A 14,436-nucleotide genomic window follows, 5' to 3' on the forward strand; every position below is an offset into this window, starting at 1 on the left:
GGCCCGGACGTCGACCTGCTCATCGAGCTGCACCGCAAGCTCACCCCGTTGCAGGCCACGGCCGTGGGGGGGGGGGGGGGGGGGGGCCCCCCCCCCCCGGGGGGGGGGCCGCCCCCCCCCCGCCCGGTGCACCGGGCGAACCTGCGCGGCTGGGGCCGAAACAAGCGCTGGGAGTACTGGGGCATCGTCACCCCGACCCACATCATCGGCCTGGTCGCCTCGTCGCTGGACTACGCGGGCGTGCACGGCCTCTACGTGCTCGACCGGGCGACGAAGGTCGAGATCGACCGGGGCGCGGTGGTCCCCTTCGCCCGGGGCACGGTCTTCCCGCCGGTCAGCGGGGCAGGCGCCGTGCGCGCCCGCGGCGGCGGGCTCTCGATCGACATCGACCAGGGGCCCTCGGGGACCACGATCCGCGCCACCGCCCCCGGTCTGGAGGTCGATCTCGTGGTGCCGTTGCCGGCGGGTCACGAGTCGCTCGGCGTGGTGGTGCCCTGGAGCACCCGCCGGTTCCAGTACACCGTCAAGGACGTCGGCCGCCCGGTACACGGCACCCTGCGGGTGGACGGGGTGGATCATCCAGTCGCCGAGGCGGACTCCTTCGCCGTCCTCGACCACGGCCGCGGCAGGTGGCCGTACGCGATCCGCTGGAACTGGGCCGCCGGCAGCGGCCCGGGTCGGGCGATCCAGCTCGGCGGTAAGTGGACCGACGGCACCGGCTCGACCGAGAACGGCCTCTTCGTCGACGGCCGGCTGCACAAGATCGGCGACGAGCTGCGCTGGGAGTACGACCGCGCCGACTGGCTACGGCCGTGGCGGATCACCGGTGAGCGGGTGGTGGTGGAGTTCCACCCCTTCCACGAGAAGATCGCCCGGACAAACTTCGGTGTGCTCGCCAACGAGACGCACCAGTGCTTCGGGCACTTCACCGGTTGGGCAGCCGCCGACGACGGCGAGCGGGTCGACCTGGACGGCCTGGTCGGCTGGGCCGAGGAGGCTCAGAACCGCTGGTGACGCAGCCGGCCGTTGACCTGCCGGACCACCTCCTCGGGCAGCTTGAGCACCCGCCGGTCGTAGCTGAACAGGCCGTTCAGTTCGTCCTCCACGTCGGACAGCTGGGTGTAGACGGTGGCCGCGAGACCGGCCGCGATCGCGGGCCCGATCTGTTCCTCGTGCAGCCGGGTGAACGCCCCGGCCAACTCGGCGCCGGTGCGGTAGCGCTTGTACCCGAACTCGGCCGGCCCGAAGGTGTGCCCGTCGACGCGCAGGTGGTAACCGCCGTACTCGGAGAGCACCAGGGCCCGGCGGTCCCGGCCCGGCGCGGCGCCGACGCGGGCCGCTCCCCCGCCCGGCGCGACGGCGCGGCGTGGTCGACGCCGCGACACGCGGAAGCGACGGAAGTAGACGTGCAGGCTGCGCAGGTCGCCGCCGCCCTGATCGTGCCAGCCGCTGGCGTGGTCGACGGTACGGGTCGGGTCGAGGGCGGCCACCTCCCGGGCGACCTCGGCGGCGTCGAACTGCCCCCAGCCCTCGTTGAACGGCACCCAGACGGCGATGCTCACCACGTTGCGCAGGTGCTCGACGGTCTCGCGCACCTCGGCGCGGAACTCGTCGCGCCCGGCCGCGTCGGCGCGGCCGAACCAGCGCCGCCACCCGCCCCGGTCGGGCAGCCGCAGCGGCGTCAGCACCGGCGCGGTGATCACCAACGGGCGGTACGGGCCGCCGCCGTTGACCATGTCCTGCCAGACCAGGATGCCGAGCCGGTCGCAGTGGTGGTACCAGCGCAGCGGCTCGATCTTGATGTGTTTACGCAGCATGGTGAAGCCGAGCCGCTTCATCGCGGCGATGTCGGCGACCATCGCCGCGTCCGACGGCGCGGTGTAGAGGCCGTCCGGCCAGTACCCCTGGTCGAGCACCCCGGCGTGGAAGTACGGCTCCCCGTTGAGCAGCAGCCGAGGCACCCCGTTCGCGTCCGGCCCGACACCGAACGAGCGCATGCCCACGTAGCCGCGGACCCGGTCGTCGCCGTAGCCGACGGTCACGTCGTACAGGAACGGGTCCTCGGGTGTCCAGAGGCGCACCTCGGGCAGCGGCAGGCGCACGGCGGTCCCGGCGGCGGCGCTCGCCTCGGCGACCACGACGCCGCCGGCCAGGATCCGGATCTCCGCGTCACCCACGGCCGCGGTGGCGTGCACGGTCACCTCGACACAGCCCTGGGCCAGGTGCGGCGTGAGGGTGATCCGCTCGACGTGGGCCTCGGGGACGCACTCGGCCCAGACGGTCTGCCAGATCCCGGACTGGGCGGTGTACCAGATGCCGCCCCGGCGCAGCTTCTGCTTGCCGCGCGCGTGGTGGCTCGTGTCGCTGTCGTCGCGCACCGCGACGACCAGCACGTTCTCGCCGTCGCGCAGCGCGTCGGTGACGTCGCAGCGCACCGGCAGGTAGCCGCCGGTGCGCCCGCCGACGGGTACCCCGTTGAGCAGGACGGAGCAGGTCTGGTCCACCGCGCCGAAGTGCAGCAGCACCCGGTGGCCGGGCCGGTGGAAGCCGTCGGGCAGCCGCAGCGTGCGGCGGTACCAGAGGGTCTGGCCGGGCAGCAGCTGCCGCCCCACCCCGGACAGCGGCGCCTCCGGGGAGAACGGCACCAGGATCTCACCGTCGTAGCGCGCCGGCTCCCGGGCGTCGTCGGTGATCGCGTACGCCCAGCGGCCGTTGAGGTTGAGGTGGCTGTCCCGGACCAGTTGCGGGCGCGGGTACTCGGGCAGTACCGCGTCGGGGTCGAGCGCCTCGCCCCACTCGGTCGTCAGCGTCACGCGTCTTCCCTCCCGACCCGGTGGCGGCGCAGCGCCAGCACCGGCACGACGATGAGCGTCAGCACGGCCAGCGCCATCAGGAAGATGCCCGGCGTCGGCACCTGCCTGACCACCCCCAGGTCCTGGTACGTCTCGTCGGCGTTGCTGATCACCGCCGCGCCCAGGTACGGGCCGACCAGCATCGGGATCAGGATGGCGAAGACCATCCGCAGCCCCTGCACGTGACCGGCCCGCTCCGGCGGCGAGTGGTCCCGCACCAGGGCGCCCAACGGCGCCAGCACCAGCATGAAACCGGACATCATCACGATCCCGGCGCCGATCACCGGCAGCGTGCCCCGGGCCAGGAACATCAGCAGCAGGCCGGTGCCGTAGACGGCTGCGGCCGGCAGCACGAACCGGACCTTGCCGACCCGGTCGATCACCCGGCCGGAGAGCACGCTGACCACCGACGCGGTCACCAGCACGGCGGCGAGCACCACGGCGTACCCCTCGACCTTCAGGTAGCGCTGTAGGTAGATGACCAGGTACGGCAGGAAGACCTGCGTCGAGACGCCCCAGACCGACCAGGCGGTCAGGGCCAGGTAGAGGCCCGGGTTGGCGCGCATCGCGGACGGCCGCAGACCGTGGACCACCGAGCGCAGGTAACCGGCGTCGTTGCGTACCAGGGTGGGGCTGTCCTCGACCAGGAACCAGGCGGCGACGCCGGCCCCGGCCATCACCGCCCCGATGATCAGGAAGAAGGTCCGCCAGTCACCGGCGCGGGCCAGCCCGTCGAAGCCACCGAAGATCACCAGCATGGCGAGCAGCGGCATGATCGCCAGCACCGCCTCGACCCGGCCACGGTTGGCCGGCCGGGTCACGTCGGTCACCCATGCCTGGAACGCCGCGTCGTTGGCGCCCGAGCCGAGGAACGACATCAGGCAGTCCAGCATGATCACCGCGAGCACGGTGAGCAGGACGACGTTCGCCACCGGCGCGATGTCACCCGTCGCTCCCACGGTGAGGAAGCCGAACGCGGCGGTGCAGACGCCCCAGAGCAGGTAGCCGCCCGCGACGAACGCCCGGCGCCGCCCGAGGCGGTCGGAGAGGGCGCCCAGCAGCAGGGTGGCGAGCGTCGCGGTGGCGGCGCTGGCGGCGACCATCGTGGCGATCACGGTCGGGTCGTCGGTGACCGTGTCGTAGACGAAGAGGTTCAGATAGATGTTCTCGACCGTCCAGGCCATCTGGCCCACCAGTCCGAGCAGCACCACCGCGACCCAGGTACGCGAGCGCAGCCGCGCGGGATCGCCGGTGTGCGCGTCAGCGGCGCCGCGGTCGTCGACGCGCGGCGGGGCGGGGGGCGGCACCGGATGCGGGATGGACATGGCGACCTCCTCGGTGGTCAGCACATGATGAACCACGTTCGCCGCCTGCGAGAACGGGGTCCGCCCCGGTCACGATGAGTCCCGAACCGGTGCTCGATTGGTCGGTCGCCCCGGCCCGGGGTCGGCATCGGATGGGGTGCGGGCCGTGTCCTGGTGCGGGGAAAATCAGCCTCCTTCCCGGTAGGGAACAACAGACCGGCGCCGCGTCCATTCGTACGCGACGCCGGCGGGGCTGGTGATGATCACGGTTTCACGACCCCGTTCCCTGCGAGCCGCTGGCCGGCCCTGTCGTGCAGGGCGATCAGGGCGTGAGGATGGTCTTGCCGACCGTCGCCCGTTCTTCGAACGCCTGGTGAGCTGCGGCGGCTTGAGCCAGCGGCATGACCGTGCCGATGACGGGCCGCAGTTCACCAGAGTCAGCCAGCGCGAACGCGTGGTCGCGCAGCCGGGCCAGGTGGTGCGCGGGGAGGGCCACGGACGCGAAGCCGGTGACCGACACGGCCCGCTGGTAGACGGCGAGCGGGTCGAAGCGCGGCGGCTGCCCGCTGGTCGTTCCGTAGACCACCATTCGGCCGATCGTGGGTGTCAGCAGATCGAAGGCGGCCTCGGAAACAGCACCGCCGGTGCTCTCCAGGACCACCGAAACGCCGCCGCCCACCGCGTCGCGGACGAGTTGGGGCCAGTCGGGTGCGGTGTAGTCGATCACGATGTCGGCGCCGAGTTGCTTGGCCACCGCGAGTTTCGTCTCGCCTCGGGCAGCAGCGATCACCGTGGCGCCGGCGCGTTTGGCCAACTGCACCAGAAGGCTGCCCACGCCTCCGGCGGCTGCTTCGACCAGGACCGTGTCTGTCGACGTAAGACCAGCAGCCTCGGCCACGCCGACCGCGGTCGCCCCTTGGCCCAGCAACGCCACAGCCGTCCGGTCATCGAGCCCTTCGGGCAGCGGCACCGCCGACGCCGCTGGCAGGATCGCCAGCTCCGCGTAGCCGCCGCCGGACGTCGCGCCGACCACCTGCCCGCCGACCGCCGTGGCATCCACCCCGGATCCGACCGCGACGACAGTGCCCGCGATCTCGAATCCCGGCGCGAACGGCAGCGGAAGATCCGGCATTACCGAGCGCATCAGGCCGGCCCTGATCTGAACGTCAGCAAACCCGATGCCTGCGGCCGTGACCCGGACCAGCAGCTGCCCGGGGCCCGGTCGCGCGTCGGGCACCTCGTCGACACGTAACACGTCAGGCGGACCGTACTCATGGAATCGAACAGCACGCATTCTCTCTGCCCTCGCTCTCAGCGATCGTAAGAAGCCAGCGGCCCGAAGCACGGGTTCGCCGATTGCGAAGGTATCCATGAGATATTGGTTACTTCAAAGGTATCTAACTACCGTGAGGGTACTGATGGATCCGCTTGACCCCGACATGTTCCACCCCGCGTGCCCCAGCAGCGTCATGCCGATCCGCATCGGCGACAAGTGGTCAGCCTTGATCATCGTCTGCCTTGAACAAGGCCCACGCCGGTTCTCCGAGCTTCGCGTCCCCATCCACGGCGTCACCCCCAAGGTGCTCACCCAGACCCTGCGCGCACTCGAACGCGACGGCATGATCACCCGCACCGTCTACGCCGAGGTACCGCCACGAGTGGAATACGAACTGACGCCACTGGGACGCACGCTGCTCGACCTCATCGCAGCCTGCCGACACTGGGCACACGAGCACATGGTCACCCTCCTGGCCGCCCGCGACGCCTACGACCACACAACTCGACCCGCCTGATCGACGGCGCACCTTCCTCACCCGCGCGCAGCATCACACGGGCAGCCTGCTCCTGGTCCAGGTCGGGCCGTACGACCGATCAAGGGCTCACTCGCCCGGGCCTGCGGGGGCGACCCCGTTGTCGACGAAGTCGAAGGTCCGGCCCTCGCCCGCATCGCCCTCGCCCACCCGTTGGGCGATCAGGCCCTGCCCGTCCACCGCGCGCAGGTAGACCTTGCCCTCGCCGGCGATGGTGTACGTCGGGCGACCCTGATTCCTCTCCTGCGTCTTCTCGATGGCGAACAGCTGACCGGCCCGACTGGAGTCGCAGGCGGCCGCCACGACCGTCGCCGGGGCGCTGCCGTTGTCGCGCAGGCCCATGCAGTCGGGCTCACCGCCGCTGTGTGCCTTCGCGGTCCTGATCTGGTATCTGTTCCCGCTGGCCGGCAGCAACACGAACAGACTCTTGTCCGTGTCGCCGTCGGTCAGGTTCAGCCTGCCCTTGGCGTCGACCGCCAGGATCGACTCGAACGACCCGACCGGCCGCAGCACGACCTGCCGTTCACCCCGCAGGATCGGGTCGGCGCCGCCCGCCTGCGACCCGCCCTCCGACCCTGAGCCGCCGGTGGGCGAGGGCACGTTCCCGGTCGCGCCGCTGTCGGTGGTGGGTGCCGATGTCGTCGGCGAGGCGGCGGAACTTCCGGCATCGGGGGCCGGCGTGGTGCAGGCCTGCATGGATGCGGCGACACCGGCGCTCAGCACCGCTGCGGCAGCGGCACGAAGGACAGACGTGGGACGGATCAACAGGTTCAGCATGGCCAACTCCTCAGTGATCTCCATCAGGAGGCTAGCCCGCCACCGGCCCTCGCGCAGGAGTCGTACAGCCGCAGGGGTCTGTGTGGCTCGCCGTTTGCCTACGGTCCACCTACCGGCTCCGCCGGTTCGCAGGGGAATCCGACATCGACGCAGTGCTCATCGTCGGCGGAGGTGGCCCAGTTCGGAAGGTAGACCTCCCGCGCTGACGCACTCAGCACCCGGTCGTGATCACGAAGCCACGTGCCGATCGCGTCGTAGGCCCGCAGGATCGCCGGGTACGTCGCCTGCGCTTTCGTGAGCGACACGTACGCCTGCCGGTGCGCCCGCTCGATCCGGACCCCGACCGGCCCTTCAGGCTCCACCGGGTCGCTCGTCGGGACACACACCTCTACGGGCCCGTCGGAGTCCTCGCTGACCAGCCCGTGGTAGGCGACGAACAGCGGGCCGGACAGCACGCCTCGGGCAGCGGTGAGGTGGTCGAAAAGCAACTGTGTGACCTCGGGCAGGAAGTGGGGAAGCCGCTCGGCGGTCACGTGTCGCTGGATGAAGATCACCTTTTGGGCAGGCACGTCGCGCTGATGCACCTTGAAGGTCATGGGAGTTCCTTGATCGCTGAGGAGTTCCAACAGGTGGTTCACCAGCGGCCGGCGGGCGGAGTGTCTGGTCTCGGCGTCACGCCAGTACGACTCCACCCTGCTGACCGATTGTGGGCCGGGCACGCTGAGCACGTCGGCGATGTCCGCCAGCGGCATGCCGATCGCGCGGAGCAGAGTGATACGGCGAGCGCGGTCGAGCTCGCCGGGACCGTAGTACCGGTAGCCGGTGCGGGGGTCGACGTGAGCCGGGCTCAGAAGCTTCCGTACGCCGTAGAGGCGCAACGCCTTCGGGCTCAGTCGTGACTGAATCAGGAACTCACCGCTCGTCAACCACCGTGGCATACCGGGAGTCTGTCCCCCGCCCCTGGGGCCAGGTCAAACAGCACTACTGACGGTTACTGCCAGCCGTGATAGCTGTCCAGTGAGCCCGTGACATGATTGCCGCCATGGGGAAGCAGCAGGACGTCGGCGGGCCCGATCGTCACAGCGGGTCAGATACCACCACCGGTGACAGCGCCGACGCGCGGCTCGCCCTCGCGCAGGACCCCGCAACGCCACAGATGACCCTCTTCGAGTTGGCGTCCGACCCGTCGGCCGTGGTCCGCAAGGCGGTCGCGGCCCGGGCCGACGCACCCGCGCAGGCACTGCGACCGCTGACCCGGGACTATGATCGCCAGGTCCGGGAGGCCGTCGCGAGAAACCCTTCGGCCTCGGTCGGCAATCTCCTGCGTCTCGTCAAGGACGACGACCGGTGGGTCCGTTGGGCGGTCGCCGGCAACCCGGCCTGCGACGAGTCGGTTCGCCGGGTGATGTCAGAGGCATCCGACAAGGAGCTTCGCGGTCTTCTCGCGGAGACGCGGGAGTTGGAGCCTGAGCTGGCCGCCAGGCTGATCGACGACGTCTCACCCGAGGTACGGGAACGACTCGCCACCCACACCCACGACCCCGACGTGATCACCGCCCTGATGGCCGACCGCACCGCACGCGTGCGCAAGGGGGTCGCCCGCAATCCGCGGACCACCGCCGAGCAGCGCAGCGCCCTTGCCCAGGACCCCGTGGTCGACGTCCGTGCCGCGCTGGTCCGCTCGGTCGAACTGGCCGAGGCGGATCTGGAACACCTGGTTGACGACCGTTCGGTGCAGGTCCGCCTGGCGATGGCGACATCCGAGTTCACCCCGCCGCACATCCGGCAGGCCCTCGGCCGCGACCCCGACGCGATGGTGGCCGACGCGGCGCGGGATTTCCGCCCGGCGTCCGGCAGTTCCCCGGTGGTACGGGCTCCCCGCATCGGTCACCGGCGCTCCGGGACCGGCCCAGGTCGATCGGACGGCACCACGCGCTGAGGCCACCGGCGAGCCCGGGTGACGATGTCCTGGCGGCCCGCGATCGGTTCGACCAGGTGTGACAGGCCTCGGCTCAGCGGGGCGGCCGAAGACCTCACGCCGCCCTCAGAGCTGCCGCACGGCCAGCAGGCTGAGGGCGGCCACGAGCACGAAGCCCGCCCCGACGGTGATCGTCCGAATCCGGGCCCGCAGGTCGGCGTCCCACCTGTCGCCGGTGCCAGCGGCACGGCGGGCCAGCGGGGTCAACGCGCGCCCGACACCGAATCCGACCCCGGCGAGCATCGCGACGTGCAGGCGCTGACCGCCGAGGAGAAGGGCGGCGGCCAACACGTACGGAGCACTCGCCGAGACGTAGGTGCGGACCCCGGTGCCGAGTTCGAAGCCGAACTGCAGCGCCCCACGCCGCAGGCTGCGCTGAAGCACGTCCTGCGGTACCTGCCGGGCGTTCTGCGGTAGCCGGATCGGTACCAGGCCCAACTCTCGGAGCAGCCCCAGCACCGCCACCGCCACGATGCCGGCGTACCGCCACGGGCCGGGCAGGGGAGCTGACAGCCCGGAGAGCAACCCCAACACCAGCCCGCTGAGCGAGCCGCCGACGATCAACCCGGTGACGAACAGGGCGAGGACGACGCTCTGCCGATCTCGATCTCGCCACCCGGGCGAGGCCAGCGCGTGTGCGCTGTTGTGCGTTCAAACCGAGCCGGAGAGCGTGTAACCGGCGAGCCCTCCGACCATCGCCCAGGTGAGCACGTTCCCGTACGCGGCGGCGGCGAGCGCACCGACGGCGAGCAGCAGGAAGGGTGCGAGAGGATCACCGCCCCAGCGGCGTACTGCCCGCACAGGGTCTGGCAGCGTTCGGGTCATACAGCGGCGCCGGTCAGAGTCCGCCAGGAGTTGACCCCGATGATCCCGTCGACCGTCAGCCCGTTCTGCCGCTGGAAGTCGCGCGCCGCGGCGTCGGTCCCCGGGCCGAAGACCCCGTCGACCGCCAGCACGTAGCCGCGCCTGTTCAGCTGGCGCTGCGCGGCGCGGACGGCGTGGCTGGTCACCCCGGAGCGGACCGTGGTCACGAGCGCCGGCCAGGTGGTCGCGTTGACGACACCGGTGGCCCCGATGCCGGCCGCCGCCTGGAAGCTCTTCACCTTCGCCTCGGTGTCGCTACCGAAGATCCCGTCGATGTCGGTCGCGTGGCCCCGAGCGGTCAGCAGGTGCTGCACGGTGTAGACATTCACCCCGGTGTTGGTCCGCTGGGTGGTGGGCCAGCTGACCGTGCCCAGGCATCCACACTTGGTGTTCCAGCGGCAGATCGACTTCACCCAGCCCGAGCTGGTCTTCTTGTATCCGTCGTGGCATCGGCGTTCGACCGAGCAGGTACAGGCGCCGCACGCCCCGTTGTAGGCCCACAGCCAGCCGTCGTACGTCCCGCCGTAGCACTGGTTCGGTCGCAGGATCCAGGTGACGCCGTCGTTCTTGTGGAATCCGATGTTCGTTCCGCTGGTGTTGCAGGAGTCGGCGAAGATCGTGCTCGGGCCACACCCCGGCGAGCAGTTGTGATCGCTGGCGTACGTCGGGCACCCGGCATAGATCGTGTAACCATCGGCGTACGCGCGGCGGGCTGCCGGAAACACGCTGAGTGCGGCCATACCCACCGCGGTGCCCGCCCGCAGCAGGGTGCGTCGAGACAGCTCCCAGCCCGCGCGCTTGCGGCCGCCCGGATGAACCGGCACCCGCCGGACGGCGGGCCCGGTCCCCGGGTCGGTTCCGCGCAGCCAGGGCACGGTATCGAGATCAGTCATGCCCGACCTCCCTGATTCGTGGTGACCGCCGGTCCGAAGGCGCCGGCTGGGCTGTCGATCTCGTCGAGCAGGCGGCGCAGTGCCGCACGGGAGCCGAGCGGCTCGGCGCGGAGCACCCGCCCGGCCCGGTCGACAACGGTGGCGAACGGGGTGGCGAGGATGTCGTACCGCTCGAACAGCTCCGCCTGCCCGCCGAGCACGGTGATCGGCAGTCCCGCCGCCTGTCCCGAGGGGGTGTCCCGGTAGAGGACCCGGAACTCCAGGCCAGGGCGGTCGACGTGGCCGTTGGCCTCGGCCAGCACCTCGGTGCAGGTCCCGCAGTCGGGCTCCAGGAAGAGCAGCACCAGCGGAACCTCCGGTGCCACCGGCGCCAACCGCGCGAATCCGGGGGCCGCTGCTCCCGGCCGCAGGCCGACCGACTCACGACGACGCTGGACTGTCCCGCTCGACAGCGCGTGCACCTGGCGTACCAGGCCCGAGACCGTGAGAGCCAGCAGGAGGATCGCGATCCAGCTCAGGATCAGTGCGCTGGTTTGAAAGCTCATCCGGGCAGGCCCCCCTGTGTCATGCCGATGGACCGGGCGTTCGTGGGCCGCGCGGCCGGTGCCGTGGCCGGCTCGTACATCGCGGCGGGCAGATGCCACAGCAGCGCGGTGAACGTGGCGGAGGCCAGCAGCACGACGGCGAGTGAGGCGTCGACTCGACTCGCCGGAACGATCGAGCCGGACAGGAGCACTGCGACCAGTGCCAGCCCGGCGAGGATGGACGCTCGGGCCACCACCCAACCGGTCATCGGCAGTTCCACCCGGGAGCACCCGCACGATCCGGTGCGCCCGGTCGACATCAGGTGCAGGCCGTAGCCGGCGTACAGGCCGAGTAGCGCGGCGCCGCCGACGAGGACCGCGATGAGCAGGCCCGCGCCGCTGTCGAGGAGCAACGCCACGATCCCGGCGCCGGCGAGCAGGCCTTCGCTCGCGATGGCGAGAGCGGCCACCGCGACCGGAGCCGGTAGCACCCGGTGCGCGGCCAACGCCTCGGCGAGCGCCGCCGGTCGCGACAGGTGCTCGGCGGTGCTGACGAGCAGGGTGAGCAGGACGGTGTACGCGGCCACGCTGCTCAGCAGTCCGGACATCCCGGTCTACCCGGCCCTCTGGACGTGGAGCTGGTTCACCAGGGCGGGCACCTGCTCCACGGCAGTGTCGGCGAACGGCACCAGGCTGAGCCAGACGTCCGCCGCGGCCAGTACGAAGTAGGGCTGCCCGTCGGGGAGCACGTCCCTGAACAGCTCGCCCGCCTGCGTCTGTAGGCCGCGCCAGGAGGGCAGTTGCCCGGCGCGCTGCTTGGTGAGCGGTGCGATCTCCAGCAGGCCGAGCCCGGGAACCTCTTTGAGCACGGTGGCGGGTTCGGCGAACTCGGTGCCGGTCTTCGGGGTCGGGCGCAGGGTCAGGCCGTCGTCGTGCTCCTCGATGCGCAGGGTCCGCAACGCCCCCAGCAGACCGGTGGTCGTCGCACCGTACATCTCGGTGAAGAAGCAGTGTCGCCGTCCCCGCCAGACCGCCACGAGCCGTTCCTCGGCCAGCTGGATCTGCGGGTCGTAGGATCTGATCCGCGCGGTCAGCAGCGTTCCGCCCTGGTAGGTGAGTTCCTCGTCGAACTTCTCGACGCCGAGCGTCCGGGCCACGTCGTCTGCGAGCCCGATCGAACCGGCCGTAAACTCGTGCAGTCGGCCGCCGATCGTCACATCGGCCACGGACGTGAACGGTGCGCTGAGATCGAGTGATCCATCGAGCAGGAACCGACCTTGGTCGACCGCCCGATGTGTCACCGGCGCCCCTCTGGCTGCCATGCGACCGCCCTTCGTCCGGATCCGGAACTTATCACCGGCACGATATACGGCTACGTAAATATTTGACAAGGTGGATCGGCGCTGCCGGCCGACAACAATTTTGACGCCGGGACCGCGTGCCCGGCCCGTCCCCAGCCGGGTCGGACCGGGCGCGCGGTCGACGTGCCGTCGTCACCAGGCCCAGACGGCCGGGGGGTGATCGAGGCTGCGGCTCGGGTAGGGGCGGCTGGCCAGGTCAGGGTAGTGACGTCGGCAGCGCGAAGGACGGGAAGTGTTCCGCGCCGAGGAACGAAGTGATTTCCGCGATCTGCTCGTCACGCAAGGTCAGCACTGTGATCGACCAGGCAACGTGCGGACCCGATTGGTCATCGCCGAGGTAGAAAGCGACGGCGGGCTGCCCGTTCGCGGTCGTCGGACGATGCCGCCAACTCGGGCAGCGGGTCAGTGGGACCTGAACGGCGAAGTCGGCGACGGCCTCGATCCCGCGGTACCAGTGCGTCATCGGGGGCATCGACCACGTGACATCCTCGGTGAGCAGCGCAACGAGGGCGTTGGCGTCACCGCGTTCGAAGGCGGTGGAGAACTCGGCGACGATCTGCCGCACGCGGGTGTCGTCGATCTTTCGTAGGGTTTGCTGCTGGGACCGGGACGGTACCTTCGCCGCGACGACCCGGCGGGCACGGGCGAGGGCGGAGTTCACCGATGTGGTCGAGGTGTTCATCGTGTCGGCGATCTCGGCCGCGGAGAAGCCGAGAACCTCGAAGAGCAGCAGCACCGCTCGCTGGTTCCCGGGCAGGTGTTGCAACGCCGCGGCGAAGGCCAGTTCGACGGCTTCACGCTGCTCATACCGTGCGCCTGGACCGGCTGGACCGTCGCCGAGGCCGGCGTCGGGGTAGGGGCCCAGCCAGGCGAACTCCGTCAGTGGCCGATCCTTGAGCACCGCACGGTCACTGGAGGGGCCAAGGTCGACGGGCATCGCCCGCCTACCACGGGACTCCACGACATTCAGACAGACCCGGGTGGCCACGGTGTAGAGCCACGAGCGCAGCGAGCCGCGTCCCTCGAAGCCCGCGAGTCCTCGCCAAGCCCGCAGCAGGGTGTCCTGCACAGCATCGTCGGCATCATGGGTTGAGCCAAGAATGCGGTAGCAGTGGGCGTGCAACTCCCGGCGCAGCGGCTGGACCAGGCGGGTGAAGGCGCCATCGTCACCCTGGCGCGCCCGGCCAAGATCGGCATCCGCGGCGCTCACCACAGCCGGATCTCCAGCCAACCCGAAAGAAAACTCGCCATGAGCGACGATTCTGCCCCGCAGCGGCGGTCTCCACTCCGACAGACCCCCAGCACCGCAGCCGGTGACCGCTGGACAGGCACCGACCCGCCCTGCTGAACGCCGGACGCCTCAAGCACCGCAGGAGAACTCGACATGACCGAAAGACAGGCAAGTGCCCGTATCGACCGGGGGAGCGTCACCTGGTCCCGGATCCGCGCAGAGCGCGCGGCACTGGCAGCCGACCTCGCGGGCCTGACCGAGCAGCAGTTCGCGACGCCGTCGTTGTGCACCGGTCTGACGGTACGCGAGGTGCTCGCGCACCTCACCGCAGCGGCCAGCCTGAACCCCTGGCAATGGCTGGCGGGCGTAATCCGCTGCGGATTCGACTTCGACAAGCAGGTGACCATGCGGCTGAACGAGCAGTTGGGCGCGACCGCGGCCGAGACGCTGGAACGATTCCGGGGCATCGTCATGAGCAGGACCAAACCGCCACTGCCGACCATGGCGATGCTCGGTGAGACAATCGTGCACGGGGAGGACATCCGCCGCCCGCTGGACATCCGCCGGACCTACCCGATCGAGACCATCACGCAGGTCGCCCGGTACTACCAGGGCTCCGACCAGGTCGTCCTGGCCAAAGGCCGGGTCCGCGGCCTGCGCCTCGTCGCGAACGACGGCCCCTTCACCACCGGCTCGGGGCCACTCGTGTCCGGCACCACCCTGGCACTGACCATGGCGATGACCGGGCGTAGGACGTACTGCGACGAGCTCCAAGGCGGCGGCGTCGCGGTCCTCCGCGACCGCTGCGCCCCGGCCTGATCCACAACGGCTGCGGCATTCC

The 14,436-nt window shown here is 70.6% G+C and carries 16 protein-coding genes; 4 read left to right on the plus strand and 12 right to left on the minus strand.

What is annotated here, in order from left to right; all coding sequences use genetic code 11:
- Nucleotides 1-126: 126 nt before the first annotated feature.
- Complete coding sequence (locus ACFYZF_RS20390) at nucleotides 127-1,014, plus strand: DUF2804 domain-containing protein (RefSeq protein WP_387022980.1); 888 nt, start codon at nucleotides 127-129, stop codon at nucleotides 1,012-1,014.
- Here the strand turns inward: ACFYZF_RS20390 and ACFYZF_RS20395 are convergent.
- From ACFYZF_RS20395 to ACFYZF_RS20405, 3 genes are all read right to left on the minus strand, one after another.
- Nucleotides 999-2,813 carry a glycoside hydrolase family 2 protein gene (locus tag ACFYZF_RS20395; protein ID WP_387022982.1) on the minus strand — a complete coding sequence of 605 codons (1,815 nt, stop codon included), beginning with the start codon at nucleotides 2,811-2,813 and terminating at the stop codon, nucleotides 999-1,001. The two genes, ACFYZF_RS20390 and ACFYZF_RS20395, sit on opposite strands and share 16 nt — an antisense overlap.
- A complete protein-coding gene (locus tag ACFYZF_RS20400) occupies nucleotides 2,810-4,177 on the minus strand; it encodes an MFS transporter (protein ID WP_387022984.1) in 1,368 nt (455 codons plus the stop codon). The genes ACFYZF_RS20395 and ACFYZF_RS20400 overlap by 4 nt, the downstream gene beginning before the upstream one ends.
- Before the next feature lie 301 nt (nucleotides 4,178-4,478).
- Nucleotides 4,479-5,411 (minus strand): zinc-binding alcohol dehydrogenase family protein, encoded by a 933-nt coding sequence (locus tag ACFYZF_RS20405; protein WP_387022986.1) that lies wholly within the window; start codon nucleotides 5,409-5,411, stop codon nucleotides 4,479-4,481.
- A 163-nt stretch (nucleotides 5,412-5,574) separates the two neighbouring features.
- On the opposite strand from ACFYZF_RS20405, the gene ACFYZF_RS20410 reads away from it, so the two are divergent.
- Complete coding sequence (locus tag ACFYZF_RS20410) at nucleotides 5,575-5,949, plus strand: winged helix-turn-helix transcriptional regulator (RefSeq protein ID WP_387022988.1); 375 nt, start codon at nucleotides 5,575-5,577, stop codon at nucleotides 5,947-5,949.
- An 87-nt stretch (nucleotides 5,950-6,036) separates the two neighbouring features.
- On the opposite strand, the gene ACFYZF_RS20415 is transcribed toward ACFYZF_RS20410, so the two are convergent.
- Nucleotides 6,037-6,768, minus strand: coding sequence for a hypothetical protein (locus tag ACFYZF_RS20415; protein ID WP_387022990.1), 732 nt, complete (start codon nucleotides 6,766-6,768; stop codon nucleotides 6,037-6,039).
- Between the two features lie 74 nt (nucleotides 6,769-6,842).
- Nucleotides 6,843-7,682: a MerR family transcriptional regulator gene (locus ACFYZF_RS20420; protein ID WP_387022991.1), complete on the minus strand. Its 840-nt coding sequence runs from the start codon at nucleotides 7,680-7,682 to the stop codon at nucleotides 6,843-6,845.
- A gap of 104 nt (nucleotides 7,683-7,786) precedes the next feature.
- On the opposite strand from ACFYZF_RS20420, the gene ACFYZF_RS20425 reads away from it, so the two are divergent.
- Nucleotides 7,787-8,683, plus strand: a complete 897-nt coding sequence (locus ACFYZF_RS20425) for a hypothetical protein (protein WP_387022993.1) — start codon at nucleotides 7,787-7,789, stop codon at nucleotides 8,681-8,683.
- Between the two features lie 105 nt (nucleotides 8,684-8,788).
- On the opposite strand, the gene ACFYZF_RS20430 is transcribed toward ACFYZF_RS20425, so the two are convergent.
- From ACFYZF_RS20430 to ACFYZF_RS20460, 7 genes are all read right to left on the minus strand, one after another.
- Entirely contained in the window at nucleotides 8,789-9,286 is a 498-nt protein-coding gene (locus ACFYZF_RS20430; protein ID WP_387022995.1) for a hypothetical protein, read from the minus strand.
- An 87-nt stretch (nucleotides 9,287-9,373) separates the two neighbouring features.
- Complete coding sequence (locus tag ACFYZF_RS20435; protein WP_387022996.1) at nucleotides 9,374-9,523, minus strand: hypothetical protein; 150 nt, start codon at nucleotides 9,521-9,523, stop codon at nucleotides 9,374-9,376.
- 20 nt (nucleotides 9,524-9,543) lie between these two features.
- Complete coding sequence (locus tag ACFYZF_RS20440; protein ID WP_387022998.1) at nucleotides 9,544-10,479, minus strand: peptidoglycan-binding protein; 936 nt, start codon at nucleotides 10,477-10,479, stop codon at nucleotides 9,544-9,546.
- Nucleotides 10,476-11,024: a hypothetical protein gene (locus ACFYZF_RS20445; protein WP_387023000.1), complete on the minus strand. Its 549-nt coding sequence runs from the start codon at nucleotides 11,022-11,024 to the stop codon at nucleotides 10,476-10,478. Before ACFYZF_RS20445 ends, ACFYZF_RS20440 begins: the two co-directional genes overlap by 4 nt.
- Complete coding sequence (locus ACFYZF_RS20450; RefSeq protein ID WP_387023002.1) at nucleotides 11,021-11,611, minus strand: MauE/DoxX family redox-associated membrane protein; 591 nt, start codon at nucleotides 11,609-11,611, stop codon at nucleotides 11,021-11,023. Before ACFYZF_RS20450 ends, ACFYZF_RS20445 begins: the two co-directional genes overlap by 4 nt.
- Before the next feature lie 6 nt (nucleotides 11,612-11,617).
- Nucleotides 11,618-12,229, minus strand: a complete 612-nt coding sequence (locus ACFYZF_RS20455) for a hypothetical protein (protein ID WP_387023004.1) — start codon at nucleotides 12,227-12,229, stop codon at nucleotides 11,618-11,620.
- A gap of 331 nt (nucleotides 12,230-12,560) precedes the next feature.
- Nucleotides 12,561-13,577, minus strand: coding sequence for a sigma-70 family RNA polymerase sigma factor (locus tag ACFYZF_RS20460; RefSeq protein ID WP_387023006.1), 1,017 nt, complete (start codon nucleotides 13,575-13,577; stop codon nucleotides 12,561-12,563).
- 171 nt (nucleotides 13,578-13,748) lie between these two features.
- On the opposite strand from ACFYZF_RS20460, the gene ACFYZF_RS20465 reads away from it, so the two are divergent.
- Nucleotides 13,749-14,414: a maleylpyruvate isomerase family mycothiol-dependent enzyme gene (locus ACFYZF_RS20465; RefSeq protein ID WP_387023007.1), complete on the plus strand. Its 666-nt coding sequence runs from the start codon at nucleotides 13,749-13,751 to the stop codon at nucleotides 14,412-14,414.
- The last annotated feature ends 22 nt before the right edge of the window (nucleotides 14,415-14,436 follow it).

The organism is Micromonospora sp. NPDC001898 (assembly GCF_042891255.1).
In the GTDB taxonomy this organism is placed as follows: Bacteria; Actinomycetota; Actinomycetes; order Mycobacteriales; family Micromonosporaceae; genus Micromonospora.

Excerpts from the sequence above, each read along its gene's own strand:
- ACFYZF_RS20450 (WP_387023002.1), bottom strand. The coding sequence starts at position 11,611 with ATGTCCGGACTGCTGAGCAGCGTGGCCGCGTACACCGTCCTGCTCACC.
- ACFYZF_RS20445 (WP_387023000.1), bottom strand. The coding sequence starts at position 11,024 with ATGAGCTTTCAAACCAGCGCACTGATCCTGAGCTGGATCGCGATCCTC.
- ACFYZF_RS20440 (WP_387022998.1), bottom strand. The coding sequence starts at position 10,479 with ATGACTGATCTCGATACCGTGCCCTGGCTGCGCGGAACCGACCCGGGG.
- ACFYZF_RS20465 (WP_387023007.1), top strand. The coding sequence starts at position 13,749 with ATGACCGAAAGACAGGCAAGTGCCCGTATCGACCGGGGGAGCGTCACC.
- ACFYZF_RS20410 (WP_387022988.1), top strand. The coding sequence starts at position 5,575 with ATGGATCCGCTTGACCCCGACATGTTCCACCCCGCGTGCCCCAGCAGC.
- ACFYZF_RS20425 (WP_387022993.1), top strand. The coding sequence starts at position 7,787 with ATGGGGAAGCAGCAGGACGTCGGCGGGCCCGATCGTCACAGCGGGTCA.
- ACFYZF_RS20415 (WP_387022990.1), bottom strand. The coding sequence starts at position 6,768 with ATGGAGATCACTGAGGAGTTGGCCATGCTGAACCTGTTGATCCGTCCC.
- ACFYZF_RS20400 (WP_387022984.1), bottom strand. The coding sequence starts at position 4,177 with ATGTCCATCCCGCATCCGGTGCCGCCCCCCGCCCCGCCGCGCGTCGAC.
- ACFYZF_RS20420 (WP_387022991.1), bottom strand. The coding sequence starts at position 7,682 with ATGCCACGGTGGTTGACGAGCGGTGAGTTCCTGATTCAGTCACGACTG.